This window comes from uncultured Shewanella sp., assembly GCF_947495455.1.
In the GTDB taxonomy this organism is placed as follows: domain Bacteria; phylum Pseudomonadota; class Gammaproteobacteria; order Enterobacterales; family Shewanellaceae; genus Shewanella.
On the sequence record NZ_CANLZC010000020.1, the window covers coordinates 37880 to 64400 of the forward strand.

Genomic DNA, 26521 nt, shown 5'->3' on the forward strand with positions numbered 1-26521 from the left:
AGTAAGATAAGGCTAGCTTAAGCGGGAGTGGAACAAGGTTCAAGATTAATCTAATGAAAAAGCCCAGATTGAAAGGTCCTAGGCTTTTGGTGTGGGTGAATTGATATTAGGTTAAGGTCTGATCCCTATGCAGCCTTGGGGCATAGTGCCGCCAATGCTTAAATAATCGCAACAATCATTGATTTGTTGCCTTAAGAAATGATTACCACGGATCATCCAATCAGGCCATCGATCAAAGGCGTGAAGCAGGTGCCAGAACACTTTCTCTATATCGGTTTGCGCATCCCCTTGATGGTTGTACATTTGCCATTCTTCTAAGGTGTCCCATAAATATAATTGAATTTCGCTGAATTCTAATTGTTCACCTAAAAATGCTTTTCCATACATTGCCAGCTGGGGTGCTTTATCATCAATGAACTCATTAGGTGTCATTGAGTTGCCTCCTTTTTTGCTGTGCGTCTTGAGTATAGAAGTAAAATTAGTGACTTGAAATAAAAATGAACGAAAATGACATTTTTGTGACACGAATCACTTTTTTATTGTTAATCTTATTTTATCAGATTATATTAATAAGTTAGCTTTATTTGGGTAATAACTCGGCTTTTATCAAAATGACATTCTCAATGGGGAAATCAGGCCAATTTAATGTTTGATCTATGTGTGTTGCTACAGAAGACATTTTTTGTAGCACTTCTTCTCCCTGAATGATCTCACCAAAAACGGCATAGCCCCAACGGCGAGAAGAGGGATCGAGCCCTGTATTATCAGCAATATTAAAATAAAATTGACTGGTTGCTGTATGAGGTTCACTGTCTCTGGCCATAGCAATGGTGCCCATGGCATTGGATAATCCATTTCCAGATTCATTGGCTATGGAAGGCAATGTTGTTTTTTCATTTTTTTGTAAATCGAGTCCTCCCCCTTGTACAACAAATTCTGGAATAATTCGGTGAAAGAGTGTGTTGTCGTAATGTCCATCCACCACATAAGTCAAAAAATTGTCGACGGTTAGCGGGGCTCTACTTCGGTCTAGTTCAACAATAATGTTCCCCATACTTGTTGTCAGTTTGACTTTAGGAAATAAAGTATTGGGCTGAATATCGTTAGCAAAAGTGAATAGGCTAATAAAATATAATAAGCCAATACAAATTTGGTTATATACTTTCATTGTTTTCATTTTATCCTTGAATGAATTGATTAAATTCACTATCGGTCATTATTTCTTGTGTCAATTTGGCAAGTTGTTGGTTAATTTCTAGTTCAAGGGTTGCAAAGTCAGGTGTGAGTGGTTTTTTAAGCATAGCCTTGATACGAAAGCGTTTATTTAATGTGTTTGTTTCAGTTTGTGTTGTGCCGTTTGAAACCATATTCCGTTGTTTTTTGACGATAGCATTAATAATAATTTCAGTATTTGCGGTAAATCCGAAGATCCCTTCATCGACATTAGTTTGTAATTTTTCAATATTAAATGTCACAGTGGGAAAGGTATTGGATGTGAGTTGGTACCCCGCTTTTTCTAAGCTCTTGCGTAATACAGTGTCCATTTGCTCAACCAGTGGTTCGCCAGTTGTCACTTGACGGGTGACTTGACCATTATCAATGAAGCGAACGACATAGGGAGATGATCTGATATCGAATGTATCAATGGATATTTCATCATGCTGGGCAGTTTGTACATTGATCGAGGGGACTTGCGGGTTTAATGCAATAAAGCGTGGTGAATAACTCGTACAAGCCGATAGTGCTATTGAGAGTAAGAGTAAACAGAAATGCCTCATTTTCATCGAATAAATTCTCTGTAATAACAATTTTGCTTAAGAATACCAGAATTGATTGCTGATACCAGAAGATTACTGCTTGAGAAGCTTGAATGTCATTGTTAAGTCTTTATTTTCGTCATACAGTCATTGAGCGATACTTCTTTGTTGCATTATCGCAAAAGGGGCCTAGGTTATATCGCTCATCATAGGGTTGAACTTGGCCGCAGGTGTGCATGAGACTGACTATACTCAGGTATAGTCTATTTAGAAATGGCTAAATATACTGAGTTAACGTTTTGAAAGGAGGCAATAATGCGCTTAATGTTAAGGTTCACTATTGCAGTTGGAAGAGGTAATTAGTTTAAATGACCTAATGAAAGGATTGGAATAACTGACAAAGATTGAGTTTTTTCTCTTTCATATACTGCTGAAATTATTTGTAAACCTGTCAATAAATGCTTTCATTCTCCATAGGTGATAGAAGATAACAAGGATTAAAAATGGTATTAATAGATTCAGTATTAAATACATTATTTTCATCATTTTCAGGCTATTTGTTGATTTTCTTGTTATTTACTATCGGTCTTTTTTTTAGTTTTCAGATTAATTTTACTCAAGTTAAAAAACTGAAGCACATGCTGTTGCTATTGTTAGAACAAGCAGGAATTGGCAAGAGTAAACAGGAACGTATTTCTTCTTTTTCTACATTTTGTATTCCCTTAGCATCAAGAATTGGGGCGGGTAATTTTGCAGGAGTGGGTATTGCGATTAGCTTAGGTGGGGCGGGCGCCGTTTTTTGGATGTGGGTGATTGCCATTATTGGGGCTGCATCGTGTCTTATTGAGAATACCTTAGCTCAGGCCTATAAGCGAAAATTAAGAGACGGTAGTTTTATGGGAGGGCCGGCCGTTTATATTGCATTTGGCGTGAAATCGAGAAAGATGGCCTTGTTATTTTCGATTCTCATGGTGGTCAGTTATGGGCTTATTTTTAATTTGGCTCAATCCAATACGATTGCAGGGGTGATGGAAGTGGCTTTTTCTATGTCACCTTTATCTGTTGGGATCAATTTAGCCGTTTTTACCGGCGTTATCATCTTTGGCAGCTTGTCAGGCGTACTCAAAATTACTCAAATATTGTTTCCCATAGCTTCTTGTGTTTATTTATTGATTGCCATCATTGTTTTAGTGATGAATTATCAACAAATTATTCCTATGTTAGCTCAAATAATAAAGGAGGCTTTAGGTTTTTCTCAGGCCTCAGCTGGGGCTTTTGGCATGATGGTCATTCAGGGAATTAAGCGTAGTGTTTTTTCAAATGAGGCGGGAATGGGATCGACGCCAAATGCGGGAGCAATGGCTTATGTCTCTCACCCTGTTAAGCAAGGATTCATTCAAGCCTTAGGGGTACTCACAACCACCTTAATTTTATCAACAGCAACCGCTTTTATTATTTTGGTGTCTCAAGTTAATTATATTTCTCCTGAATTGACGGGGATAGATTTAATTTACTCCGCGATGGATAGAAATTTTGAAGAAAGTGGTGGCAATATCATTGCGATTTTAATTTTTACTTTTGTGTATAGTACTGTCGTTGTTAATTACTTTTATGGAGAGACAAATATAAAGTATATCACTCATGCACCTTGGGCCCTGCAAGTTTTTCGATTAAGTGTATTGTTGATGGTGATTTTGGGGGCTATTTTGCCATTAGGATTAGTATGGAAAGCGGTTGATTTTTTTGTTGCGATATTAGCTTTTATTAATATTTGGGCATTGGTTTTACTGCGTAAAGTCGCACTGAAGCTGTTTAAGCATTATATGCAGCAGCTAATGCGTGGTGAAGATCCCATTTTTCATAAAAAGGCGATTGCAGAATTACATGATGTTGAGTGTTGGGGGGATGAGGATTTTAAGGTGTTTCAAGCTGAATTAAAAAAAAGGAAACACCTTAAAAGTGAGTTATAGCGGGCAATAATGATGTTTAACTTGATAATCGGTGAGCGCTTTTCTATGGAATTGACCATTGTCATTTTCGGCTAATTCAAACAGGGTTACACCGCATGTCTCTCGGCCTTCATCGGTTGTGATGTAATCATATACGGCTTCGTAGTTTCTATTTTTTTCGGGGATAAAGCTGACTAGCTTTCGGCACCAAGAGTATAAAATGCCTTCCTGAGTCGATGTTTTCCCAGGATCAATACCTGTAATACCTACGCCATTAAATTGGAATGTGAATTCTCGACCTGCAGGAATGTAGACTTCATTTTGATGTGAGTCACTAATCTCATGATTATACAGTGGCATATCGATACGACTTAGACGACGAACCAAGTTTGCCTTTAGCCCTAAAGTGGCAAGCGAAGCGGCATGTTGTTCATCAATACACTCGTTATTGTTAGGTGTAGTGACAAAATTATTGTTACTGGGGATTGATACTAGACGTAATTGAGCGTTGTCAATATTGGGTCTAGGTACAGAATAACGATTAGCACAGCCTGATGTGATTAATACAACTAAAATTAATACAACACTTCTCATTGGGTTAAATCATCCTAATATAAAATTCGAATAAGTGGAATTTGGAAAAACAAGATAGAATTAACTCGTGCTTCTCTACAAACATTCTGACCGTTAATTTACATATGTTGCTTTCTTGGGCGAATTGTAATGAAAGAGGGGGAGTAAAATCAAGCGATGATAGGTAAAGATCCATTGAGCTAAACTATTAGCTCAAATCTTACTCATGCATTTTAATACTAGGGATAATGTATGCGTTTATACTTGGTAGAAGGGCGCTTATATTTGAAGTGATCACTGCAATAGGTGAGTATTGATGAAGATAATGAGAAAAGATCATCGTTATTTTAACACCAGTGATGATGTTCGATTACATTATATTGATAAAGGTACTGGTCAAGTTTTGTTGATTGTGCCTGGTTTTGCACAAAGTGTGGCGCAATATGAACGTCAAATCTTAGGCTTATGTGATCGATATCGAATTCTGGCCATTGATATGAGAGGTCATGGGGATTCCGAAAAGGTGCACTATGGCTATAAAGTGGCGAGATTTAGCAAAGATCTGCATGAGTTTATCACTTTTCTTCATTTGAATAGGGTTGTTTTATTAGGGCACTCTATTGGCACAGCTGTGATTTGGACTTATCTTGAGCTTTTTGGTTTTAATCAGGTGGCGAAGCTGATTTTTATGAGTAATCCAGCGGTCATGGTTTCTAATCCCCTTTGGTCAAGTGTTGAAGTCGAACACTACGGCCCTTTAGCTTCTTCTACCTCATTAATGGATGTGATTAATAGTTTTACTCATGGACAGGGTGATGAGTATAGTCAAATTATGTTGAATCGAATGCTATCTGATAATATTTCATCTTTAGATAAACAATGGCTATTAAACTCCAGTTTAAAGCTACCGAGAGAGCAAGCATCAGCGCTGATGTATAATTGTTTTCACATGGACTGGCGAGATTTATTGCCTAGGATCAAAATTCCAACATTGATTATTGTGGGTAGAGCGGGCTTAATTTCAGCTTCTTCCCAAATTTGGTTACATGAACAAATTCCTCAGTCAAAAATGGTTATGTTTGAAGAAAATGAGGGCGGAAAACATTTTATGTTCTATGAAAATCCTGACAAATTTAATCATGTGGTAGATGAGTTTATTCAAGAAATCGTTACATTATAGGTTTAGCTGCTTGATATCATTATCGAGTCAATGAATATTTGTCGTCTCTTTTCGTTTTTTGCACAAAAATTAGGTAGTATTTATTAAATTGATCTTGGCATTGAAGGGGTCTTCATTGTCAGATTGTTGGTGTCGCTCTTTATTGAAGCGGTGTATAAGTGGATGGAGTAATTAATGAAGCGAGTATTAGTATTATTTGGGGCGGGTTGTATTGGAGCATTGCTTGCGAGCTTACTATTTTGGTTATTAACTTATTTAGGTTTAGGGCATTATGTGAAGTTCCCATATTTTCCAGTTTTAAGCGCTGGCTGGCTTTACCCTAAAGTATTATGGGGTGGCGTCTATGGATTATTATTGCTCATTCCTATCTTAGAATCAAAGCTTTGGTTAAAAGTCATATTACTCAGTATTCTTATCACATTAGTGCATTTATTCATTGCATTGCCTTTTAGTGTTTATAGAGGTGCTGCGGGCCTTAATATTGGCTTATATGCTTTCTTATTTGCTTTGTTGTTCAATTTCCTATGGGCGAGTATTACGGCGCTAACCGTTAAATTTGCTAAATAAAGTGTTTCGGTCATAGTGATACGCAATAGATATCGCTATGACTTAAGCTTTTGGAGGTATTAGCGTTTTTGTGCTTGCAAAATCACAAATTTCCCATTGGATGCGACGGTTGTGCAATTTTTAAAAATGCGTTTTAATTTTACATGATAAGCTAAGTGACGATTACCGACGACATGTAATATGCCATTTTTCGCTAAACGCTGTCTGGCTTCGATGAACATTTGCCAAGCGATATGATCGGTTATGGCTTCTCCTTGATGAAAGGGCGGATTGCAGAGGATCAGCTCTGGTGCGATTTCATTGGGTAATTCACTTAAACAGTCACTCCAATAAAAATGCCCCTGTTTTGAGGGAAAGTTATTCCCTTGCCAGTTTTGTTTTGCAGAAGTGGTCGCCATATTTGAATCATCGATAAAATGAATATGTGCGTGAGGAAAAAGCTGAGCGGCTCTTAGTCCCAAAACACCATTACCACAACCTAGATCAACGATATGGTTAAACTGTCCTTTTGGCATGTTTTCAAGCATGCATCTTGCGCCAATATCCAGTTTGGTAGCCGAAAAGACATTACTTAAATTATTTAGAGTCAATTGATACTCAGGTACTGTCCAAGTGTTTGATGGCATAGAAGAACGAACATTCCCATCACTCATACAAGTGATAATGCGAGTTTTTTTGTACGCTAAGCTGGCACTGGCTGGCCCCAAGTTATTGGTGATGTTGTTTAATAATGCGGCATTAATAGTTTTTGCTTTAGCGGCAATAAAAACAGGCGTGTTAGCGGGTAGTGTACGGGAAAGTCTTTGTAATTGCTCCGTAAAATAGTTTAGATTTTTGGGTAGTTTAATGAAAATGGCGTCCAGATCATTGGGAAGCATTGCATTACTGGTGATCCAATGAATGTGATCTAAGGAGAGCTGATTATTTTGTAAGTTTGATTGAATGCCTTGTACACTGGTTTTGGCATCGGACTCGATCCAAATACAAAGGGGATGTGCTAATTGGCTAGCATGTGCACTCAGGCCACAAGTTAATCCGCCAAAGGCATCATTGATGATGGCGATGTGTTTAAATGAAGTCAATTTGTACGATGAAGTAATGCTGCTGACATCGTTTTCAATTAGGGATAGTATTAAGTGCTCATCTGCCGCGTCCCAAGCTTGTAAATTAGCGTTCTGTTGGCGGGGAAAACGATAGAGTTCAAGACTGAGATCCGCAACTGAAAATTGTGTGGCCATAAAATAAAATAATGCTAAAGAAATAGGGCTGCAGATTATCGCAGATTTATGTCTTCAGGTATACGATGTGAATAGAGCGGGTGATAAGGTGAAACAAGTGAGCCTATTTGGTGAAATCCAAGGTGATGAGTTTGCGATGGATACAGTCGAGACGAATAAAATAGGTGTTTTGCAGCCTCCTATCACTTCGGTCAAAAATTACCTCAATGCTGAGCAAGTTCAAGTATTGATTGATGAAGCACAATATTACCCTTTTGAAAAACCAATTATCACTGTGTATGGCAAGCAATATCCGATCCCTAGACAACAAGTTTGGTTTGCTAATGAGGGTTGTGATTACCGATTTTCATCTCTTTTTATTAAGGCGAAGCCTTGGCCTAAATATGCCCATAAATTGCAGAAAAAGTTGCAACGAGATTTTGATATTAAGAGTAATGGAGTGCTAGTTAATCGATATGCTAATGGTGATGACTCCATGGGGTGGCACAGTGATGATGAGCCTGAGATTAAAGCTTATAGTGATATTATTTCCGTGAGTGTGGGAGCTTGTCGAGATTTTATTATGCGTCATAAAGGAACTCAATCTCAATATAAGGTGAGGTTAAACAGTGGTGATCTGCTTATTATGCATTGGCCAATGCAAAAGGATTGGGAACATGCTTTACCCAAAAGAAAGCGAGTCAAGGATCTCAGGCTTAATTTTACTTTTCGCTGTTTGATCCCATACTTTCATTAGGAATAAAGTAAGGGGTTTGATTTTTTAATAGCTTAGCAGTAATCTGCTGCTTAATTTTCGATGACATTGACATCAATAAGGAGATCTCATGTCGTTAGAGCAAGAGATTATTGATAACTTAACTCAAGCATTAACCCCTACTCATTTACAAGTCATTAATGAAAGTCATAATCACAATGTGCCAGCTAATTCTGAGACACATTTTAAGGTGATTATTGCCAGTGAGCGTTTTGAGGGTAAAAGGTTATTGGCAAGGCATAGGCTGGTCAATGAGACCTTAAGTGACGCTTTTAATAAAGGCTTACATGCATTATCGATTCATACCTTTAGTCTAAATGAGTGGAATGATGAAATGAAAGTTCCTGACTCGCCAGATTGTAAAGGCTAAGAATGATTCACTTTTTAACTTAAATGGGTTATTTATTATTGTCATTGTGAGGGGTATGATTCGTAATGGGAATGGTATCGAAACTGAGTTATCAATGAGGAGAGAAAAATGCCGTTACTTGATAGTGCTAAAGTTGATCAAACTCGAATGAATGTTCCCTCGGTTAGAAAAGCTAAGTCGATGACAACCCCTAAAGGCGATACGATTTGTGTCTATGATTTGCGTTTTTGTATTCCAAATAAAGAACGTTTGAACGAAGAAGGGATGCATACATTAGAGCATCTGTTTGAAGGTTTCATGCATTCCCATCTTGATACAAAGACAGTAAGTGTGATCAATGTGTCGCCTATGAGCAGCCGTACTGGTTTTTATATGAGTGTTGTTGGTATCCCTTTAGAGTTTGATGTGGCAGATGCTTGGCTGGCTTCTATGGAGAATGTATTGAATATTAATGCATTATCTGAGGTGCCAGAGTTAAATCAATATCAATGTGGTGCACAAGATTTGCATTCACTTGATGAGGCTAAGCATATTGCTCGTAACATTATTGCTGCTGGTATTAATGTGGATCATAACCATGACTTGTGTCTTAGCGAAGAGCAATTAAAAGTTCTCTAGCGAAGAGTGAGCATCATCAGTGGTGATAAAAAATGTAGCTGATATGTTATTTTTTTGTGAGAATGCTTTTTATTGCGAACCCTAAGGAGGGGGTCATTATCGGTAGAGCATAAGCTGCGAAAACTCGGCTAATGCTAGTGTCGAGTGAGAGATTAGTTAAAGAAATTTAACCTTCATTTTTGTTTCTTTTTGTTCTTCATTGCTGCTGATATGAAAAAATTATCATGTAATAATGTGATTGAAAAACGTTTAATGTTGCGCTGTAAGTTGGCTTATTTGCAGATAATAACAGACAAATATCAGGTAAAATCACTCATAGACAAGTGCTTGGAGCCTTGGCTTGAATGAGCTTAGCAATTGACTTGAGTTTATCCTTTGACTTTTAATTTCCCATTAGCTTTTTTTCATCTATATTTTTCATGGCGATACTCTCCCATATAGGGTAAAATGCGCGCGACCAGCGTGATAGCGATCGCATATCAGTGATAAACCTGCGCTAGCTCAACATAACAAATATTTTTAATCTTGTGTGTTTAGCAGGAACGCGGCGCATTGTCTTTCCTTAAAAACGTAGTGCTTGTGGATATGATTACAATTAAAAATGGCTTGAACCTACCCTTAGCTGGTGGGCCTGAGCAAGTTGTCCATAATGGCCCAGCCATTAGACATGTAGCTACATTAGGTGAAGAGTATATTGGCTTACGTCCAACGATGAAAATTAAAGTGGGCGATAAAGTGGTTAAGGGTCAGGTGATTTTTGAAGACAAAAAGAACCCTGGCGTTAAGTATACAGCTTCAGCTAGTGGAACAATTTCAGAAATTAACCGGGGTGCACAACGTGTGTTGCAGTCTGTTGTGATAGATGTACAAGGTAACGAAAGTGTTACTTTTGCAAAATATGACGCAGCGACATTAGCGACACTTTCTACGGAGCAAGTTCGTGAGAATCTGATTGAATCAGGTTTATGGACTGCTTTACGTACCCGTCCCTTTAGCCGTGTACCAGCTGTCGATGCTGAAACCGTCGGCATTTTCGTTACCGCAATAGACACCCAGCCTCATGCAGCAGATCCTGTTGTTGTGATCAAAGAACATAAACAAGATTTTGTTAATGGATTGACATTATTGTCAACCTTAACCTCAGGTCAAGTTTACCTTTGTAAAGCTCCGGGTGCAGATATTCCTGCGGCAAATGCACAAGTTGAAGAGTTTGCAGGTAAACATCCAGCAGGCCTAGTCGGTACGCATATGCATTTTGTGCTACCAGCATCGGCTAATCGTTCGCTTTGGCACATTAATTATCAAGATGTGATTGCCATTGGGCAGTTATTTACCACTGGTGAGCTTAATACTCAACGTGTTGTGTCGGTAGCCGGTCCTAAGGCTAAAAAGCCGAGATTGGTTCGCACTCAACTGGGTGCATCTATGGCTGAGTTAGTCAAAGGTGAAGTTGAAACTGGCGATGTACGTGTCATTTCAGGCTCTGTACTCAATGGTCGTGATGCTAAAGGGCCTCATGCTTATTTAGGTCGCTATCATCATCAAGTGAGTTTACTTGAAGAAGGGACGCATCAAGAATTTTTTGGTTGGGCAATGCCTGGTGCGCAAAAGTTTTCAATAACACGTGCGTTTTTAGGCCACTTATCACCTTCTCGTTTATTTAATATGACCACCAGCACAGGCGGTTCAGATCGGGCTATGGTGCCCATTGGCAATTACGAACGTGTGATGCCGTTAGATATTTTACCCACCATGTTATTACGTGATCTCGTATCGGGTGATTATGATGGCGCGGCTAATTTGGGTGCACTTGAATTAGATGAAGAAGATTTGGCATTGTGTACTTTTGTCTGTCCTGGTAAGTACGACTATGCATCGTATCTGCGTGACTGTTTAGATACGATTGTGAGGGAAGGCTAATGGGTTTAAAGCAGTTTTTCGATCGTATTGAACCGCATTTTGAAAAAGGCGGTAAATACGAGAAATTTTATGCGCTTTTTGAAGCGGTATATACTGGTTTTTATACGCCGGGTCATGTGAACAAGGGGCGTACCCATGTTCGTGATAATCTTGATCTAAAACGTATGATGATCACTGTGTGGGCTTGTGCATTTCCTGCCATGTTTGTGGGTATGTACAACGTAGGTCTGCAAGCACAAGATGCATTAGCGGCAGGTTTTGCTTCGCCTGATACTTGGCAAGTCAGTTTGTTTAGCTTGTTTGGTGCACAATTGGGAACCGATTCAGGGGTAGCGACGCTACTTTGGTATGGTGCCTGTTTCTTCTTACCTATTTATGCTGTCACTTTTGTTGTGGGCGGTATTTGGGAAGTTTTATTTGCTGCCGTACGTGGTCATGAAGTCAACGAAGGCTTCTTCGTCACTTCCATTCTATTCGCATTGACATTACCGGCAACCATTCCGTTATGGATGGTCGCATTAGGGATTACCTTTGGTGTAGTGGTTGCTAAAGAAATCTTTGGTGGTACTGGGCGTAACTTCCTTAACCCAGCGTTAGCGGGCCGTGCTTTCTTATTCTTTGCTTATCCATTGAATATGTCAGGCGATACTTCTTGGGTGGTTGCCGATGGTTTCTCTGGGGCGACGGCGTTAAGCCAAGCAGCACAAGGCACGCTTGACTATAGCTTTAACCAGAATTGGTGGGATGCTTTCTTTGGATTCATTCCTGGTTCTGTGGGTGAAGTCTCGACCTTGGCCATTTTATTAGGTGGTTTAGTAATCATTTACACTCGTATTGCGTCTTGGCGTATCGTGGGTGGTGTCATGGCAGGTATGATTGCTGTGTCATTGTTACTGAATATGATTGGCAGTGATACCAACCCTATGTTTGCTATGCCTTGGTATTGGCACTTAGTCCTAGGCGGTTTTGCTTTTGGTATGATGTTCATGGCAACGGATCCAGTTTCCGCCTCTTTCACGAATAAAGGAAAATGGGCTTACGGTATTTTGATTGGTGGTATGGCCGTATTTATTCGTGTCCTTAACCCAGCGTTCCCTGAAGGTATGATGTTAGCGATTTTGTTTGCAAATTTATTTGCACCGCTATTCGACCATTTTGTGGTTCAAGCAAACATCAAGCGGAGGATTGCTCGTGGCTAGTAATAAAGATTCATTCGGCAGAACCCTATTTATTGTTGTGGGTTTATGTTTTGTTTGCTCCATTTTTGTGTCTGCAGCGGCGGTTTTTTTAAGGCCGACTCAAGAGCAAAATAAATTACTGGATAAGCAGAAGTACATTCTCGAAGCAGCTGGCTTGCTTAATACGAGCAATGGAAGTGTTGACAAAGACACAGTTTTAAAGACCTACGATAAGTATGTTGAAGCGAAAGTGGTTGATTTAGCAACGGGTGACTTTGTTAACGGCGTTGATGCTAATACCTTTGATACTAAATCTGAAGCCCGTAACCCTAAGACTTCTTTTGTGCCTAAAAATGATATTGCTTCAGTTAAGCGTGTAGCTAAAGAGCAAGTGGTATACTTAGTCCATAATGAAACAGGTGAACTTAAAACGGTTATTTTACCTATTCAAGGTTATGGCCTTTGGTCTACTATGTACGCTTTTTTAGCGGTATCACCTGACTTAAACACAGTTCAAAGTCTAATTTATTATGACTTTACGGGGGCTGGTGAAACACCAGGCCTAGGTGGTGAAGTTCAAAATCCAAAGTGGATAGCGAAATGGAAAGGCAAGAAATTGTTTGATGATCAAGGTCACCTAGCTATTCAGGTCACCAAAAATCCGGCAATTGCTTCTTCACAATATGGTGTCGATGCCTTATCCGGTGCAACACTAACCAGTAATGGTGTGCAGCATTCATTGACTTTCTGGTTAGGTAACGAAGGTTTTGCTCGCTTTATTGAAAAGGCGCGCAATGGAGGGCTTAGCTAATGGCTAACGCTAAAGAACTTAAACAGGTTCTGACTGGACCTATCATTAGCAATAATCCTATTGCATTGCAGATCCTTGGTGTATGTAGTGCACTTGCTGTGACCAGTAAGATGGAAACGGCTTTGGTGATGACGATTGCTTTAACGGCCGTGACGGCGTTTTCGAACTTGTTCATTTCAATGATCCGTAACCACATTCCAAGCAGTGTACGTATTATTGTTCAAATGACGATCATTGCTTCATTGGTGATCGTGGTGGATCAAGTACTGCAAGCTTATGCTTATGATGTGGCGAAACAATTATCTGTTTTTGTCGGCTTGATTATTACTAACTGTATTGTGATGGGGCGCGCTGAAGCCTACGCAATGAAGACACCGCCAATGATGAGTTTTATGGACGGTATCGGTAATGGTTTAGGCTATGGTGCTATTTTAATGTCAGTCGGTTTTATTCGTGAACTATTTGGTAATGGCTCACTGTTTGGTATTGAAATTTTGAAGAAAGTCTCTGAAGGTGGATGGTATCAACCAAATGGGTTGTTGCTATTACCACCAAGTGCATTCTTCTTGATTGGTGCGTTGATCTGGATCATTCGTACCATTAAGCCTGAACAAGTCGAAGCGAAAGGATAAAGGCGATGGAACATTATATTAGTTTATTAATTCGCTCTGTTTTTATCGAAAACATGGCACTGTCTTTCTTCTTGGGAATGTGTACTTTCTTAGCGGTTTCAAAGAAAGTGACCACTGCGATGGGATTGGGTGTGGCGGTAATCGTGGTATTAGCGATTTCTGTGCCTGTTAACCAAATCATTTATCAAGGGATCCTCGCCCCTGGTGCTTTAGCTTGGGCTGGCGCGCCAACAGCAGATTTGAGTTTTCTAAAGTTTATTACCTTCATTGGGGTGATTGCTGCTTTAGTACAAATTCTTGAAATGACGTTAGATAGATACTTTCCACCACTTTATAATGCGTTAGGTATTTTCCTACCTTTGATCACGGTAAACTGTGCTATTTTCGGTGCCGTTTCTTTCATGGTTGAACGTGATTATACCTTAACTGAAAGTGTGGTATTTGGCGTAGGTTCGGGTATCGGTTGGGCATTAGCGATTGTCTTGCTAGCGGGTATTCGTGAGAAGCTGAAATATGCTGACGTGCCAGGTGGGCTGCGTGGCTTAGGGATAACCTTTGTGACTGCAGGTCTTATGGCGTTAGGTTTCATGTCGTTTTCAGGTGTGTCTCTGTAAAGAGACACATTAACGGCTTCTTTTTAGAACCTTTAAGGATAAGTTAATGGATATGCTTAAATCTACTCCACTTGAGGTTTACTTAGGTGTGGGTATGTTTACCGCCATTGTACTGGTATTGGTCTTAGTGATTTTGTTCGCTAAATCAAAATTAGTGCCAAGCGGAGATATAACGATTAGCATCAACGATGATGCTGATAAAGCGATTAAAACTGGTGCGGGTAGCAAGTTATTAGGTGCATTAGCCGATAACGGTATCTTCGTATCGAGTGCGTGTGGTGGTGGTGGCTCATGTGGTCAATGTCGTGTTGTCGTCAAATCTGGCGGTGGAGACATTTTACCTACTGAGCTTGATCATATCACTAAAGGCGAGGCCCGTGGAGGCTGTCGTCTGTCGTGTCAGGTGAACGTGAAATCTGACATGGAAATTGAGCTTGAAGAAGAAATCTTTGGTATTAAAAAGTGGGAATGTGAAGTTATCTCTAATGATAATAAAGCCACTTTCATTAAAGAGTTAAAGCTTGGTATTCCTGATGGTGAATCTGTGCCTTTCCGCGCCGGTGGTTATATTCAAATTGAAGCGCCTGCCCATCATGTGAAATATGCTGATTTTGATGTACCAGCAGAATACCGTGGTGATTGGGAGCATTTTGGCTTCTTTAAGTTAGAATCAAAAGTGGACGATGAAACCATTCGTGCGTACTCCATGGCGAACTATCCTGAAGAGGAAGGGATCATCATGTTAAATGTGCGTATTGCGACGCCGCCGCCACGTAACCTAACCTTGCCTTGTGGTAAAATGTCATCGTACATTTGGAGCTTAAAGGCCGGTGATAAGGTGACCATTTCAGGGCCATTTGGTGAGTTCTTCGCTAAAGAAACCGATGCCGAAATGGTGTTCGTCGGTGGTGGTGCTGGTATGGCGCCAATGCGTTCACACATTTTCGATCAACTTAAGCGTCTTAACAGTAAGCGTAAGATGAGTTTCTGGTATGGTGCGCGCTCGAAACGTGAAATGTTCTATGTTGAAGATTTTGACGGCTTGGCTGCAAGCAATGAAAACTTCCAATGGCATGTGGCACTTTCCGATCCTCAACCAGAGGATAATTGGGACGGTTACACAGGTTTCATTCATAATGTGCTTTATGAGAACTATTTGAAAGATCATGAAGCCCCTGAAGATTGTGAGTTCTACATGTGTGGCCCGCCAATGATGAATGCGGCTGTGATTGGTATGTTAAAAGATCTGGGTGTAGAAGATGAAAACATTCTACTGGATGATTTTGGTGGTTAACAATCGTACCTAAAATGAAAACTGCAGAGCTAAGGCTCTGCAGTTTTGTTTTAAGGGTTTATAGCTAAATGACTTGAATGATTAGGTCAATTAGGTATGAATATCTAGACAAGGTTTGAATGATGAAAATGAGAGTACTTACAAATTGGTTTGTTCTGGTGGTTTTTGCTTTTTTGCTCTCCGCTTGCAGCCAAGAGAGTAAAGTGATTGCTTTATCGGGCAATACTATGGGAACCACTTACCATATAAAAATCATGCCGGGTAAAAAAGCCATCGATGGAAAGGCATTGCAGGTTCGCATCGATAAAGCCTTAGAAGCAGTGAACGACCAAATGTCGACTTATCGACCCGATTCTGAGTTGTCTCGTTTTAATCAAATGAGCAGCCATAACACGATTAATGTATCGCCGGATACAGTTAAAGTCATTAATGAAGCCATTAAACTTTATAAAATTACCGATGGTGCATTGGATATTACCGTAGGACCTTTAGTGAATTTATGGGGATTTGGTCCTGATAAACGTCCTGTCACAGAGCCGACTCAGGCTGAAATTGACAAACAAAAAGCAAGAACGGGGATCCAATATATTCAGATTGATGGTACTCGCTTAGGTAAGACTCATGATGATTTGTATGTGGATTTATCATCAATTGCGAAAGGTTTTGGCGTGGATAAAGTCGCGGCTTTGTTAGATGAATACCAACCTCAAGGGTATTTAGTTGAAGTAGGGGGAGAAATTCGTCTCAAAGGCACAAAAGATGATCATCAAGCTTGGCGTATTGCGGTAGAGCAACCTTCTGAAGAGGGAGTGGCAGTACAGCAAGTCATCACTCCTGGTGATATGTCCATGGCTACATCTGGTGATTATCGTAATTATTATGAAGAAGATGGCCAACAATTTTCACATCTTATCGATCCTAGAACTGGGTATCCGATTAAGCATAGATTAGCCTCTGTGACTGTGCTCAATAAAGATTGCATGGTAGCAGATGGTTACGCGACAGCCATGATGGTATTGGGCACGAAAGCAGCACTCGCCCTTGCTAAACGTGAAAATCTTGCGATAATGTTGATAGAGAAGAGAGATGATGGCTTTAAGGTGTTTTACAGTGATGCTTTTAAACCTTATGTGTCAGTCAAGTAGAGGTTATTTATGAGCAGTTTTATTGCGGCATTCGTGGTGTTACTCGCCTTTTTCTTTTTAATGTCGATAGGTTACCTATTAAAACAAAAAGCCGTTGCGGGTAGCTGTGGCGGTTTGGGGAGTTTAGGCATTGAAAAAGCCTGTGATTGTGATGATCCTTGTGATAAGCGTAAAGCTAAAATGGAAAATGAAGCTTCTCGTAAAGAGAAATTAACGAAAAATCGTATTATTTAATGTCTAAATAAACAATAGATAGTGCTTAAAGGCTACCGCGAAGGTAGCCTTTTTTATATTTTTTTATTACATCTTTCTTTATTAATAGTGCTATTTCATATTAACTTTTTAATATAAAACCGCGATTTTTTACTTTTATTCTGCCTTATTTTAAGCAAGCCTTTGGTTTTTCAGTTGTTGCTAAGTGAGACTTTAGTTAGGAATCATAGTCTAAATGAGAATGATTAATGTTTGGTAACGTGCTGAAATTATTAATTAATTTGATTTGAGTTTCAATTGATCTATTATTCTAATATTGATCACTTTACTTATTACCATTTCTATATTCATATTTTGAGACATTAATCGATCAATTAAGGGAGCTAATTATGAAAGGTCAAGCGAATGTGCTGGCTCAGCTAAACAAGATATTGACTTGTGAGCTAACGGCAATCAACCAATATTTTTTGCATGCACGTATGTTTAAAAACTGGGGTCTAAATGAGTTAGATGAAAAGGAATATAAAAAATCGATTCAAGACATGAAACACGCCGATAAGCTTATCGAACGTATCTTGTTTCTCGAAGGCTTGCCTAATTTACAGCAATTGGACAAATTGCGTATTGGTGAAAATGCGAAGGAAATGATCGAATGTGACAAAGTGATGTTGGAAGAACAATTGATCATTTTACGACAAGCAATTGACGTTTGTGAGAGTTCGCAAGATTATGTCTCAAGAGATTTATTGGAAGATTTATTAGAAGATGAAGAAGAGCATCTTGATTGGATTGAGGCGCAGCAGGATTTGATTGCAATGACAGGTGTTAAGAATTATTTGCAATCTAAAATGGATTAGAGGCGGAGGACGCTATTATGAAAGGCAAGAGTGAAATTATTGATTTGCTGAATAGTTTACTTGCAGGCGAATTATCGGCGATGGACCAGTATTTTGTGCATGGTTTGATGTACGAAGATTGGGGATTAAATCAATTACATGAGCAAATTTCTCATGAGTCTGAGGATGAGAGAGGCCATGCTCGTCAATTAATACAACGTATTTTGTTCCTTGAAGGTACGCCTAATGTTGTTAAGCGAGAAGCATTGACCATAGGTAAAAACCCAAAAGAAATGTTAGAAAATGATTTGCAATATGAATATATGATAGCGGAACATTTACGTCAAGGGATTAAGCTTTGTGAAGAAAAGCAAGATTTCCAAACCCGTGAAATTTTAGAAGTTCTGTTAGAAGACACTGAGTCAGATCATATGTATTGGCTTGAAAAACAGCTGGGATTGATCGAAAAAGTGGGCTTGGACAATTACTTGCAATCTAAAATGTAAGGTTAACTCCTTGGATGATCAGCTTTTATTGTGGCTTAGTGGGTTATATTAGGCCTAATAAATGACTTTTTTGTGATAATTGTAAAATAAATGTTAATTTTGGCTTGAATTTAATCGTCAAATGAGGTTATCTATAGTTAAGTCTACAAGCTAAAGGGGTTCTGGTGGACTCGTATAATGCGAGCTTGCTTCAGATGTGTATTAGCTTTTTTATTCTTTATGAGATAGACACTTATGAGATAGACACCTTTTTCACAATAGATTAAAGAGGCTATAATGAGTCATATCGAAGAGTTATCACAGAGTAACAGCGAACTGAGAAATGCAGTATGTTTATTGCTGTTACGCATAGGCTCACTTGAAGAAGCGCTCAATCAAAAAACGGCTCCAGCCCCCACCAGCTCAACAATATTATCAGAAGATGAAATGGCAATGCTGAATCAGTTATTTTAATCATTTTACAAGATGCAGTGCGTTATAATTGTGAGTTTATTTGGCTTAGTTCAAATAGAAAGATAAGCCAATAACCCCATTAGACAGATATAATATGCAGGTGCCATTAATAAATTCTGATTAATAAAGAATGCCGCTATCATAGGGGCTGTACCGCCAACAATGGCAATGGCGAGGCTGTAAATTGAGCTATTACCTGTACAGCGAAAGTCTAGAGGCAGTGCGTCAAACATATATTTAAAAATGGTTGCTGAGATCCCTGCATCGCCAATGACATATAAGATTAATCCTAATAGGATTAGATGATGATCCTGTAAACTTGCTGCCTTGAATAGCAGTAATGACATTAGGCAAATCAAAGGGATCATACTTTTTAAAACACGATGTAAGCCAAGATGTTCAGATGTCATTGCTATCAACGGGATCAGTAAGGTGGTACAGGCTTGTACTAGCATCATATAGTAGCTTGCAGTACTCATTGAATAGTTTAATTTAGTGATCATATAGCTCATGAAATAAACATTACAAGTATAAATATACAGACACATGAAAGCAGCAATCAGACCGATTTTTAGTAGCCCGCGCTTATGTTTTAGCGTTTGTTGATATAGCGATAGAGATTGAATTTTTAGCTTTTGCTTAACAAATTGAGGTGACTCGGTAAGATAACTTCGAAATATCATAATAATTAATGAAATAATGCCTGTGATAATAAATGCTAATCGCCAGTTACCCATAGAAGCCGATTGACTCAACACAAAGGCAATGAGGCAGCCTGTAAACATGCCTGCTGTTGCTGCCGTTCCAACCCAACTGCCTGCTAATATTTTATGTTTTTTCGCATGTTCAATTAAGTAAATAGACGCATTATTGAATTCTCCTGCAACGGCAATACTTTGCACTAATCGGCACAACAATAACAACAGGGGAGCTATTACGCCCAACTGTTGATAGCTAGGGATCAGCCCAATGCTGATGGTCGAGATACCGATTAAAAATGAACTGATGATAAGTGGTAAGCGTCTGCCATGTTTATCAGCAAAATAGCCAAAAATAAAACCACCGCAAGGTCTGCCAAGGTAAGAAATCGCAAAGATGCCATAAGTGAATAATAGTGCGTTATCCCCTAATGCTGTTGGAAAAAAGTATTGGCTGATCACAGTACCAAGATAGAGGTAAAGTGAGTACTCTAACCATTCAATATACACAATGCTTGTGGTCAACAGTGTGTGGCGTGTGAGATGAAGAAAACCGGATAACATAGTGGCTCAACCTAAAGCAGTTAAGACAGATGAGTATAGTTCAGGTTTTGGTATAAATCAGGGTCAATGTATTGATACTGTTTTTATATACAGTATACTGTTAAAGCAAACTATTTTACGGGTATTTAAGGAGCAGAGTTGAGGAAGATCATTCACATTGATATGGACTGTTACTTTGCGGCTGTTGAAATGCGAGATTTTCCTGAATTGGCAGGAAAACCTATTGCTGTGGGAGGCCGCAGCGATCGACGTGGAGTGATCAGTACTTGCAATTATGAAGCCCGTGAATATGGCGTGCGCTCGGCAATGGCCTCAGCTTATGCGCTGAGGTTGTGCCCCAATCTCATTTTGGTGCCGGGTCGAATGGCAGTGTATAAAAGCGTATCGCAACAGATCCAGCAAATTTTTAGGCGATATACGGATTTAATTGAGCCCTTATCGTTAGACGAAGCCTATTTAGATGTAACAGATAGCCAATATTGCCAAGGTTCAGCCACACTCATTGCCAAAGCAATTAGAGCTGATATTTTTGCTGAAACAGGATTAACCGCTTCGGCAGGTATTGCGTCCGTGAAATTTTTAGCCAAAATTGCCTCAGATTTAAATAAACCTAATGGGCAATATGTTATTTTACCTGAAATGGTTCCCGAATTTGTGAAGTCTCTTTCTTTAAATAAAATCCCAGGTGTCGGAAAAGTGACCGCCCAAAAATTAGCTGATCTTGGGTTACATACTTGTGAGGATGTGCAGAATTTTTCACCTTCACTGCTGATGACGCAATTTGGTAAATTTGGAGCATTACTCATTGAGCGGTCTCAAGGTATAGACTCTAGAAGTATTTCGCCTCATCGAATACGTAAATCAGTGGGAGTTGAAACCACATTGGCAAAGGATATTTTTACGTTTGAGCAATGCCAATCTGTGATGGGATCCTTGCTCCCTGAACTTATCAAAAGAGTTAAGCGAAGTGCCAATAATAGGCAGATCCATAAGCAAGTGGTGAAGTTGAAATTTAATGATTTCAAGCAAACGACAATAGAACATCGCAGCGATGAAATTTCATTGAATTTATTTTATACCTTATTAAAGCAGGCGTTAGTGAGACGTAATGAGCGTGGTATTCGATTGGTGGGTATTTCTGTGGGGTTAGCGGGTTCTGAGCCAAGCTCAAAGACTCAAATAGAGCAATTGAACTTGGATTTTTAATTCACTTTTATTTGAGCTATGCCTGTCTTAATGACAGTAATCGATTTTTAATATTGTTAAGGTTAATTTCTATTGCTTTAATGTCAGACGCTTTTTGGGGATCATTTTCAAGCTCTGTTTTTCTCTGTTCTAATAAATCTAACTGGTTTTCATATTCGTCAGATAGATCATCAATGGTTTCTTGGTTGAGCTGCGCAATCGTATCGGCGGAAAAGTCAAAGTGCCCTGAATCATCGCTAATCATTTCAAGATTGCCAAGGATATTTTCCCAGTCATTCCTATCTGACGTATTTTGTGCATTGTTGATCTTGGGGCTGAGTACTTCTTCCATTGTAATTTGTGAAGGCGTTATATTTTTTTCTTCAAAGTCTAGAGATAAGTTAAATGCAACTTCATTTTTTTGTGGAGGATGGATTGATGTTTGTAGGTGACTGGTTTGCTTAAGGCGCAAGAGTTCGGAAAGCATAGTGTCTAACTGTTTATTGAGCTTATCGGTTTGAGGGGTATTACCATTCAGGTGTTTATCATGGCGCTCTTGCTGTCGTACTGTTTCAATTTTCATCATTAGGGATGATATGTTGTGATTCAGTGCTTCAATGGGTGTCAATTGTGGTGCTAATGCTGCTTGGTCAGGTTTTTCAACCGATTGACTATCTTCATGATAATTAAGTAGTGATCGACCTAGCTGCTCGACAAATTCAGGAGTAATCGCTGGTGTCGGTTTATTGAAGGGCACGGAAGTTTTTTCTAAAGGCGCGGGTGATATGTTAGGAGCGTGTGTGGGAATGGTTTTTTGCTGTCGTGTTTTAACAGGAATGTCTGTTGAATGCCCTAATGCATTAATTTGATCTGAATTTTTTTTGAAAATTTGTCCAAGCTTTGTTTGTAAAAATGTATCTTGAAGTAATAATTGATCTTTTTGTTTAGCATTATCTGAAAACTCTTGAGTCGTATCGAGAACGGAAAATTCTGGCTCGTCTAATAATCTTTGATTAATGTCTAGGTGAGTGGGTTCTGGCTCAACAGGTGGAGTCGGCTTTTGCCACTGCAGATTAGATAATACATTTAATGAGTTAGTAGGCTTTATCACTTGCTTAAAATGGATGTTATCATTTTTATTTTGAGCCGCTACTTCTTCAAGTATCTTATTATTTTTACTGTTTTTATTATCTATGAAATTGGCTAGGAGTTTGACATTGGGCACATAAATGTCATTACTTTCGTGAAGTGCGATTATTGTGTCATACAAAGTAGAGGATAAGGTGATATCTCTTCCAGTTTTGACTTCAAAGATAAGAGGATCAGACTGACTTTCATTGGCATTTTCTGATAAATTAAATTGGAAGACTAAATGATCGTCGTTAATGTCTATGGTTAAACTGGTTTTTGATACATTCTCGGTATTAGGCTTAAAAAAAGCAACATGGTTTAATAGTGTTTCGATTGAATTGAGTATGGCTTCGTTTTGCGAATGGGTAAAATTAAGGTGCTTTTGTGGTGCTGACTTAGAATGCCTAAACTCAGCGAGTGTTTCAAAACTATCCATAGTGTCATGGTAATCTTGCTTATGGTTGAACCAGTTCTCTGGTAAGTGGTTGAATAGAAATTTTTCGAATTTGTTTATTAACTTTTGAGTTTGCTGTTTCCAGCTTTCTTCACTTGTTAACCACTCTACACTGTTTGCGACAATGCTTTGCCCAGATTGAAGTCTTATATCAGAATGTGGCATATAATAACCTATTGAATAGAAACATTTTTAAAGTTTGTGTTGTGGCTAAAAATACCTAGCTTAATGATTCTTGTCTTCCTAAAAAAGCCAATACTATAAGTTTTTGAGCGGGCTCATTTTATGCAGGCTAAAAAAGTTGTGATCCGTTACTTGTGTTTACTATATAACCGCATGTATGAAAGGGAGGGCAATGTTTGAAATGAGGCCGAGAGCATCTATTAGCGTCAAATGGATCTTGATAGATTTAAATCAATAAAGTGAACGAAAGCCATTACAAATGTAATGGCTGTTTAAATGTTAACGTGATAAATGTTAACTTGAGTGTTTAACTGGCACACGCTCTAAAATCGCCAGTAATAACGTCCAATATTGGCCCACGGTAGTAATATTGACCTTTTCATCTGGGCTATGGGGATAACGAATAGTCGGGCCTATGGAGACCATATCCATATCGGGGTAAGGTTTTTTAAATAGACCACACTCAAGGCCGGCATGGATCACCATAATGGTCGGTTCTTTATGATAAATATCCTCATAAATTTCTCGCACACTGGCCATAACAGGTGAGCTATTATCGGGTTTCCAACCTGGATAAGCACCGCTATATTCGACGTGAGCGCCTGCTAATTGCCCCAAGGCATTAAGCATTCCCTCGACATTATTCCGGCCTGAGTCGATTAAAGAGCGAATTAAACATAATAAAGTGACACTGTCTTTATTGGTATTGATGACGCCGAGATTGAGAGAGGTTTCAGTCACGCCTTCAATTTCATCACTCATTCGCATGACACCGTTAGGGCAAGCATGAATAAGGTTAATCAATCCAGTTTGACTCTCTGTTGTCATCACTGAACTGGGAGTGACCATTTCTGTTAATATGAGCTCTACATCAGGTTCAATGATGGCTAATTCTTGGCGTAATAGGCTTTGAAAATGAGTGACGGCATTTTGTAGTTGAGCTAGCTGAGTCGGCAAAATGGTGAATTCAATTTCAGCTTCACGAGGGATCGCATTACGCAATGAGCCACCTTCAAATTTCGCTAATTGTATCGATAACGCTTGTGCATTCTCAAATAAGAAGCGAGCTAATAGCTTGTTGGCGTTACCACGCCCGAGGTGAATATTTACACCTGAGTGACCGCCTTTCAGGCCAGATAAGCTTAAACGAAAGCCTTGAGCTTGTTCATTTGGCGCTTGCCATTTCATAGGCAGGCTAAGCTCGCCATCGACGCCGCCTGCGCAGCCCATGTAAATTTCACCTTCTTGCTCTGAGTCGGTATTAATGAGAATGTCAGCTTCTAACATACCGGCTTCTAAACCAAAGGCACCTGTCATTCCAGCTTCTTCATCAATAGTCAATAAGACTTCTAAAGGGCCGTGAACAATATCATCGCTGCCAAGCACTGCTAATGCTGATGCCATGCCGATACCGTTATCAGCCCCTAAGGTTGTGCCTCTTGCTTTTACCCAGTCGCCATCGATATAAGCGTCAATGGGATCTTTCTCAAAATCATGTTCTTTATCGGCATTTTTTTGTGGCACCATGTCTAAATGGGCCTGAAGTACCACTGTTTTTCTATTTTCCATGCCTGGCGTAGCAGGTTTTCTAATGATCAAGTTACCGACATTATCTTCAATAACCGCTAATTTTTTGTCTTTTGCCCAAGCTTGTATATGTTGGCTAAGGGCTTGTTCGTGTTTAGAAGGATGTGGAATAGCACAAATTTGTTCGAACCACTGCCATAATACTGGCGGCTGTAATTGACTTAAAGAAGACACAAAACACTCCTAATTGATGTGGGAACAGATGAATGTTATCAATGAAGCAGCTACGAGTCAGTGCTAGAAAGGTGATTTCTTTTTCACTGTCATTGGTTTTTCTTTTCTCGATAAACTGAGCATGTGAAAATGAATGCATCTGTTTATGACTATATGTTCTAAAGCTGTAATTAAAACGTTGCATCATTCTATCATAACCATACAGTAAAGCAGTATAAAATGGTGCTTGAATGGCGATTTATGGGAGAGTATATGAAATCAGTTAATTTTGTGAATGTTAAAGACGAAAACGCCATATTTGATGGGCAGGGATGGGACGCGCTCATTGTGGTGACTCATTCACTCAAAGAAATTGCGTTTGATGAAGTACGCTTATTTGCCGAGCATGCCGCCTCGGTTGATAAAAGAGTAGGAAAAACGACCAGCCTATTATTAGCCCCAGGGTTGGCTGGCGGTAAGCTGATTATTGCGCCTGTGCTTGCAGCCGAGGATGACTATCAAGACGTACGCATTTACGGTGAGGCGGCTAAAGCGGGTATCAACATGGCAAACGCATCGGGTTCAACGAGGCCATTACTTTTAGTGGTGGACTCAAGTGAGGCTCGTTTTTCGTTTGCTAAAGACGTCTCTGCTTTAGCGTGTGCACAGGCATTGTGGCAGCCTTTGGAAAAAAGAGAAGCTGAAACGGACTGTGTGCCGATACATGAAATTGGATTGTTTACGCTCAATGATTTAGGGAAAAAACTCAGTGCAATAGAAGTAGGTAAGCAACTGGCTCGAGATTTATGTGGCACAGAGCCTGAAAGAATGTCGGCTATTCATTTTAGCGAGTATTGCCAATTGGCATTTGAAGGATCAGAGATTGATATTGAGGTCATTGATAATATTGACCTGTTAACACAAGATTATCCTTTACTTAGCGGCGTTGCAAGGTCATCCATTGCAGTGCCTCGGCATCATCCTCGTGTTGTAAAATTAGCCTATTGTGGTGAAGGAGAGATCACTCGTACCTTCTTTTTTGCTGGAAAAGGCGTGATTTACGATACAGGAGGCGCAGATATTAAGGTTGCTGGTGGTATGGCAGGCATGAGCAGAGATAAAGGTGGCGCTGCGGCAGTGGCAGGCTTAATGAAGACTTTATCTGTGCTGAAACCAAAAGGTGTACGTGTCGTCGCCCAATTAGGATTAGTGCGAAATAGTATTGGTAGCGATGCCTTTGTGACCGATGAAATTATTACCAGTCATGCCAATTGTCGAGTTCGTATCGGCAATACAGATGCAGAAGGGCGCTTAGTCTTGGCGGATCTGCTATCGCATTTACGCATTGAAGCACAGTGCGCTATCGCACCTGAACTTTATTCCGTTGCGACATTAACGGGTCACGTGGTGCGATGTTATGGTGGCTATACCGCGATAGTGGAAAACAGCGTCGCGAAAAAAGAAGGTATTGGTCTGAATCTTCAAAAGCATGCACAGCAGTGGGCAGAGCCAATAGAGTGCTCATCATTACGTCGAGAAGACTTTCAAAAAATTGTTGATCCTTCTGGGGCTGCACAAGTGTTGTCATCAAATAATGGGCCTTCGGCCACCACTGCAAGAGGGCATCAGTATCCAGCGGCGTTTTTATTGAAGGCGTCAGGGTTATTTGAGCATGGAGTAAACAGTGAGTTACCTTTGCCATTTTCCCATATTGATATAGCAGGGAGCGCAGTTGAAGGTCATCCTCATTATGGCAGTCCAACAGCTTGTCCTGTGGCAAGTTTAGTGAATTATATTATTGAAGGCTGATATTGGCGTATAAATGCCCTTTGTTGTTTTTTTACAATCAGGGGCATTTTTTGATTAAAAACACCACTTTTAGGTAATGCCAGTAAGTTAAGCTTATTGGCATTTTTTATTTCTAGCATATCGCTGTGGTCTTCGTTTGACTGCTCGGG

The 26521-nt window shown here is 39.6% G+C and carries 27 protein-coding genes; 19 read left to right on the forward strand and 8 right to left on the reverse strand.

Going from position 1 to position 26521, the window contains the following annotated elements; all coding sequences use genetic code 11:
* Positions 1–111 precede the first annotated feature (111 nt).
* The 3 genes from Q0791_RS07775 to Q0791_RS07785 all read right to left on the reverse strand — a co-directional run bounded on the left by Q0791_RS07775 (position 112) and on the right by Q0791_RS07785 (position 1784).
* Positions 112–432, reverse strand: coding sequence for a hypothetical protein (locus tag Q0791_RS07775; protein WP_299004453.1), 321 nt, complete (start codon positions 430–432; stop codon positions 112–114).
* A 148-nt stretch (positions 433–580) separates the two neighbouring features.
* On the reverse strand, positions 581–1168 hold the full coding sequence (locus tag Q0791_RS07780) for a peptidylprolyl isomerase (RefSeq protein WP_299004455.1): 588 nt from the start codon (positions 1166–1168) through the stop codon (positions 581–583).
* 10 nt (positions 1169–1178) lie between these two features.
* The gene (locus Q0791_RS07785) at positions 1179–1784 is read right to left on the reverse strand and encodes a YajG family lipoprotein (protein WP_299004457.1); all 606 of its coding nucleotides are present in this window, start codon (positions 1782–1784) and stop codon (positions 1179–1181) included.
* A 476-nt stretch (positions 1785–2260) separates the two neighbouring features.
* Between Q0791_RS07785 and Q0791_RS07790 the strand changes: the two genes are divergently transcribed.
* Positions 2261–3727, forward strand: a complete 1467-nt coding sequence (locus Q0791_RS07790) for a sodium:alanine symporter family protein (RefSeq protein ID WP_299004459.1) — start codon at positions 2261–2263, stop codon at positions 3725–3727.
* Here the strand turns inward: Q0791_RS07790 and Q0791_RS07795 are convergent.
* On the reverse strand, positions 3722–4300 hold the full coding sequence (locus tag Q0791_RS07795) for a hypothetical protein (protein ID WP_299004462.1): 579 nt from the start codon (positions 4298–4300) through the stop codon (positions 3722–3724). The genes Q0791_RS07790 and Q0791_RS07795 overlap by 6 nt on opposite strands.
* 295 nt (positions 4301–4595) lie before the next feature.
* Between Q0791_RS07795 and Q0791_RS07800 the strand changes: the two genes are divergently transcribed.
* Together Q0791_RS07800 and Q0791_RS07805 are read left to right on the forward strand one after the other, a co-directional pair.
* Complete coding sequence (locus tag Q0791_RS07800) at positions 4596–5459, forward strand: alpha/beta hydrolase (RefSeq protein WP_299004464.1); 864 nt, start codon at positions 4596–4598, stop codon at positions 5457–5459.
* A gap of 174 nt (positions 5460–5633) precedes the next feature.
* On the forward strand, positions 5634–6026 hold the full coding sequence (locus Q0791_RS07805; protein ID WP_299004467.1) for a hypothetical protein: 393 nt from the start codon (positions 5634–5636) through the stop codon (positions 6024–6026).
* Positions 6027–6085: 59 nt separating this feature from the next.
* Here the strand turns inward: Q0791_RS07805 and Q0791_RS07810 are convergent, their stop codons facing one another.
* Positions 6086–7264 carry a methyltransferase gene (locus Q0791_RS07810; protein ID WP_299004470.1) on the reverse strand — a complete coding sequence of 393 codons (1179 nt, stop codon included), beginning with the start codon at positions 7262–7264 and terminating at the stop codon, positions 6086–6088.
* 136 nt (positions 7265–7400) lie between these two features.
* On the opposite strand from Q0791_RS07810, the gene Q0791_RS07815 reads away from it, so the two are divergent.
* The 14 genes from Q0791_RS07815 (at position 7401) to Q0791_RS07880 (ending at position 18608) form a co-directional block, all read left to right on the forward strand.
* Positions 7401–8000, forward strand: a complete 600-nt coding sequence (locus tag Q0791_RS07815) for an alpha-ketoglutarate-dependent dioxygenase AlkB (protein ID WP_299004526.1) — start codon at positions 7401–7403, stop codon at positions 7998–8000.
* Positions 8001–8088: 88 nt separating this feature from the next.
* A complete protein-coding gene (locus Q0791_RS07820) occupies positions 8089–8388 on the forward strand; it encodes a BolA family transcriptional regulator (protein WP_299004473.1) in 300 nt (99 codons plus the stop codon).
* Between the two features lie 108 nt (positions 8389–8496).
* Complete coding sequence (gene luxS, locus Q0791_RS07825; RefSeq protein ID WP_299004476.1) at positions 8497–9006, forward strand: S-ribosylhomocysteine lyase; 510 nt, start codon at positions 8497–8499, stop codon at positions 9004–9006.
* 585 nt (positions 9007–9591) lie between these two features.
* Complete coding sequence (locus Q0791_RS07830; RefSeq protein WP_299004479.1) at positions 9592–10926, forward strand: Na(+)-translocating NADH-quinone reductase subunit A; 1335 nt, start codon at positions 9592–9594, stop codon at positions 10924–10926.
* Positions 10926–12125 (forward strand): NADH:ubiquinone reductase (Na(+)-transporting) subunit B, encoded by a 1200-nt coding sequence (locus Q0791_RS07835; RefSeq protein ID WP_299004482.1) that lies wholly within the window; start codon positions 10926–10928, stop codon positions 12123–12125. Before Q0791_RS07830 ends, Q0791_RS07835 begins: the two co-directional genes overlap by 1 nt.
* A complete protein-coding gene (locus tag Q0791_RS07840) occupies positions 12118–12915 on the forward strand; it encodes a Na(+)-translocating NADH-quinone reductase subunit C (protein WP_299004485.1) in 798 nt (265 codons plus the stop codon). Before Q0791_RS07835 ends, Q0791_RS07840 begins: the two co-directional genes overlap by 8 nt.
* On the forward strand, positions 12915–13547 hold the full coding sequence (locus Q0791_RS07845; RefSeq protein WP_299004488.1) for an NADH:ubiquinone reductase (Na(+)-transporting) subunit D: 633 nt from the start codon (positions 12915–12917) through the stop codon (positions 13545–13547). Before Q0791_RS07840 ends, Q0791_RS07845 begins: the two co-directional genes overlap by 1 nt.
* 5 nt (positions 13548–13552) lie before the next feature.
* Positions 13553–14161: an NADH:ubiquinone reductase (Na(+)-transporting) subunit E gene (gene nqrE, locus Q0791_RS07850; RefSeq protein ID WP_298770350.1), complete on the forward strand. Its 609-nt coding sequence runs from the start codon at positions 13553–13555 to the stop codon at positions 14159–14161.
* 46 nt (positions 14162–14207) lie between these two features.
* Positions 14208–15455: an NADH:ubiquinone reductase (Na(+)-transporting) subunit F gene (nqrF, locus tag Q0791_RS07855; RefSeq protein WP_299004491.1), complete on the forward strand. Its 1248-nt coding sequence runs from the start codon at positions 14208–14210 to the stop codon at positions 15453–15455.
* Positions 15456–15577: 122 nt separating this feature from the next.
* A complete protein-coding gene (locus Q0791_RS07860; RefSeq protein ID WP_299004528.1) occupies positions 15578–16600 on the forward strand; it encodes an FAD:protein FMN transferase in 1023 nt (340 codons plus the stop codon).
* Positions 16601–16609: 9 nt separating this feature from the next.
* Positions 16610–16834, forward strand: a complete 225-nt coding sequence (gene nqrM, locus Q0791_RS07865) for a (Na+)-NQR maturation NqrM (protein WP_299004494.1) — start codon at positions 16610–16612, stop codon at positions 16832–16834.
* 368 nt (positions 16835–17202) lie between these two features.
* Positions 17203–17670 (forward strand): bacterioferritin, encoded by a 468-nt coding sequence (bfr, locus tag Q0791_RS07870; protein WP_299004497.1) that lies wholly within the window; start codon positions 17203–17205, stop codon positions 17668–17670.
* Between the two features lie 17 nt (positions 17671–17687).
* Complete coding sequence (gene bfr, locus Q0791_RS07875) at positions 17688–18155, forward strand: bacterioferritin (RefSeq protein WP_299004500.1); 468 nt, start codon at positions 17688–17690, stop codon at positions 18153–18155.
* A 276-nt stretch (positions 18156–18431) separates the two neighbouring features.
* Positions 18432–18608 carry a hypothetical protein gene (locus Q0791_RS07880; RefSeq protein WP_299004503.1) on the forward strand — a complete coding sequence of 59 codons (177 nt, stop codon included), beginning with the start codon at positions 18432–18434 and terminating at the stop codon, positions 18606–18608.
* Positions 18609–18658: 50 nt separating this feature from the next.
* Here the strand turns inward: Q0791_RS07880 and Q0791_RS07885 are convergent, their stop codons facing one another.
* The gene (locus Q0791_RS07885) at positions 18659–19870 is read right to left on the reverse strand and encodes an MFS transporter (RefSeq protein WP_299004505.1); all 1212 of its coding nucleotides are present in this window, start codon (positions 19868–19870) and stop codon (positions 18659–18661) included.
* 138 nt (positions 19871–20008) lie between these two features.
* Here Q0791_RS07885 and dinB point away from each other — a divergent pair, with 138 nt between their 5' ends.
* A complete protein-coding gene (gene dinB / locus Q0791_RS07890) occupies positions 20009–21076 on the forward strand; it encodes a DNA polymerase IV (protein ID WP_299004507.1) in 1068 nt (355 codons plus the stop codon).
* A gap of 16 nt (positions 21077–21092) precedes the next feature.
* Here the strand turns inward: dinB and Q0791_RS07895 are convergent, their stop codons facing one another.
* A complete protein-coding gene (locus Q0791_RS07895) occupies positions 21093–22805 on the reverse strand; it encodes a hypothetical protein (RefSeq protein WP_299004509.1) in 1713 nt (570 codons plus the stop codon).
* 312 nt (positions 22806–23117) lie between these two features.
* Positions 23118–24584 (reverse strand): aminoacyl-histidine dipeptidase, encoded by a 1467-nt coding sequence (locus tag Q0791_RS07900; RefSeq protein ID WP_299004512.1) that lies wholly within the window; start codon positions 24582–24584, stop codon positions 23118–23120.
* Between the two features lie 252 nt (positions 24585–24836).
* Between Q0791_RS07900 and Q0791_RS07905 the strand changes: the two genes are divergently transcribed.
* Positions 24837–26372, forward strand: a complete 1536-nt coding sequence (locus Q0791_RS07905; RefSeq protein WP_299004514.1) for a leucyl aminopeptidase family protein — start codon at positions 24837–24839, stop codon at positions 26370–26372.
* Positions 26373–26521 lie beyond the last annotated feature (149 nt).

Excerpts from the sequence above, each read along its gene's own strand:
- Q0791_RS07790 (WP_299004459.1), top strand. The coding sequence starts at position 2,261 with ATGGTATTAATAGATTCAGTATTAAATACATTATTTTCATCATTTTCA.
- Q0791_RS07835 (WP_299004482.1), top strand. The coding sequence starts at position 10,926 with ATGGGTTTAAAGCAGTTTTTCGATCGTATTGAACCGCATTTTGAAAAA.
- nqrF (WP_299004491.1), top strand. The coding sequence starts at position 14,208 with ATGGATATGCTTAAATCTACTCCACTTGAGGTTTACTTAGGTGTGGGT.
- Q0791_RS07785 (WP_299004457.1), bottom strand. The coding sequence starts at position 1,784 with ATGAAAATGAGGCATTTCTGTTTACTCTTACTCTCAATAGCACTATCG.
- Q0791_RS07810 (WP_299004470.1), bottom strand. The coding sequence starts at position 7,264 with ATGGCCACACAATTTTCAGTTGCGGATCTCAGTCTTGAACTCTATCGT.
- Q0791_RS07895 (WP_299004509.1), bottom strand. The coding sequence starts at position 22,805 with ATGCCACATTCTGATATAAGACTTCAATCTGGGCAAAGCATTGTCGCA.
- nqrE (WP_298770350.1), top strand. The coding sequence starts at position 13,553 with ATGGAACATTATATTAGTTTATTAATTCGCTCTGTTTTTATCGAAAAC.
- Q0791_RS07885 (WP_299004505.1), bottom strand. The coding sequence starts at position 19,870 with ATGTTATCCGGTTTTCTTCATCTCACACGCCACACACTGTTGACCACA.
- nqrM (WP_299004494.1), top strand. The coding sequence starts at position 16,610 with ATGAGCAGTTTTATTGCGGCATTCGTGGTGTTACTCGCCTTTTTCTTT.
- bfr (WP_299004500.1), top strand. The coding sequence starts at position 17,688 with ATGAAAGGCAAGAGTGAAATTATTGATTTGCTGAATAGTTTACTTGCA.
- Q0791_RS07820 (WP_299004473.1), top strand. The coding sequence starts at position 8,089 with ATGTCGTTAGAGCAAGAGATTATTGATAACTTAACTCAAGCATTAACC.
- Q0791_RS07795 (WP_299004462.1), bottom strand. The coding sequence starts at position 4,300 with ATGAGAAGTGTTGTATTAATTTTAGTTGTATTAATCACATCAGGCTGT.
- luxS (WP_299004476.1), top strand. The coding sequence starts at position 8,497 with ATGCCGTTACTTGATAGTGCTAAAGTTGATCAAACTCGAATGAATGTT.
- bfr (WP_299004497.1), top strand. The coding sequence starts at position 17,203 with ATGAAAGGTCAAGCGAATGTGCTGGCTCAGCTAAACAAGATATTGACT.
- Q0791_RS07775 (WP_299004453.1), bottom strand. The coding sequence starts at position 432 with ATGACACCTAATGAGTTCATTGATGATAAAGCACCCCAGCTGGCAATG.
- Q0791_RS07880 (WP_299004503.1), top strand. The coding sequence starts at position 18,432 with ATGAGTCATATCGAAGAGTTATCACAGAGTAACAGCGAACTGAGAAAT.
- Q0791_RS07905 (WP_299004514.1), top strand. The coding sequence starts at position 24,837 with ATGAAATCAGTTAATTTTGTGAATGTTAAAGACGAAAACGCCATATTT.
- Q0791_RS07805 (WP_299004467.1), top strand. The coding sequence starts at position 5,634 with ATGAAGCGAGTATTAGTATTATTTGGGGCGGGTTGTATTGGAGCATTG.
- Q0791_RS07800 (WP_299004464.1), top strand. The coding sequence starts at position 4,596 with ATGAAGATAATGAGAAAAGATCATCGTTATTTTAACACCAGTGATGAT.
- Q0791_RS07815 (WP_299004526.1), top strand. The coding sequence starts at position 7,401 with ATGGATACAGTCGAGACGAATAAAATAGGTGTTTTGCAGCCTCCTATC.
- Q0791_RS07860 (WP_299004528.1), top strand. The coding sequence starts at position 15,578 with ATGAAAATGAGAGTACTTACAAATTGGTTTGTTCTGGTGGTTTTTGCT.
- Q0791_RS07780 (WP_299004455.1), bottom strand. The coding sequence starts at position 1,168 with ATGAAAGTATATAACCAAATTTGTATTGGCTTATTATATTTTATTAGC.
- Q0791_RS07845 (WP_299004488.1), top strand. The coding sequence starts at position 12,915 with ATGGCTAACGCTAAAGAACTTAAACAGGTTCTGACTGGACCTATCATT.
- Q0791_RS07830 (WP_299004479.1), top strand. The coding sequence starts at position 9,592 with ATGATTACAATTAAAAATGGCTTGAACCTACCCTTAGCTGGTGGGCCT.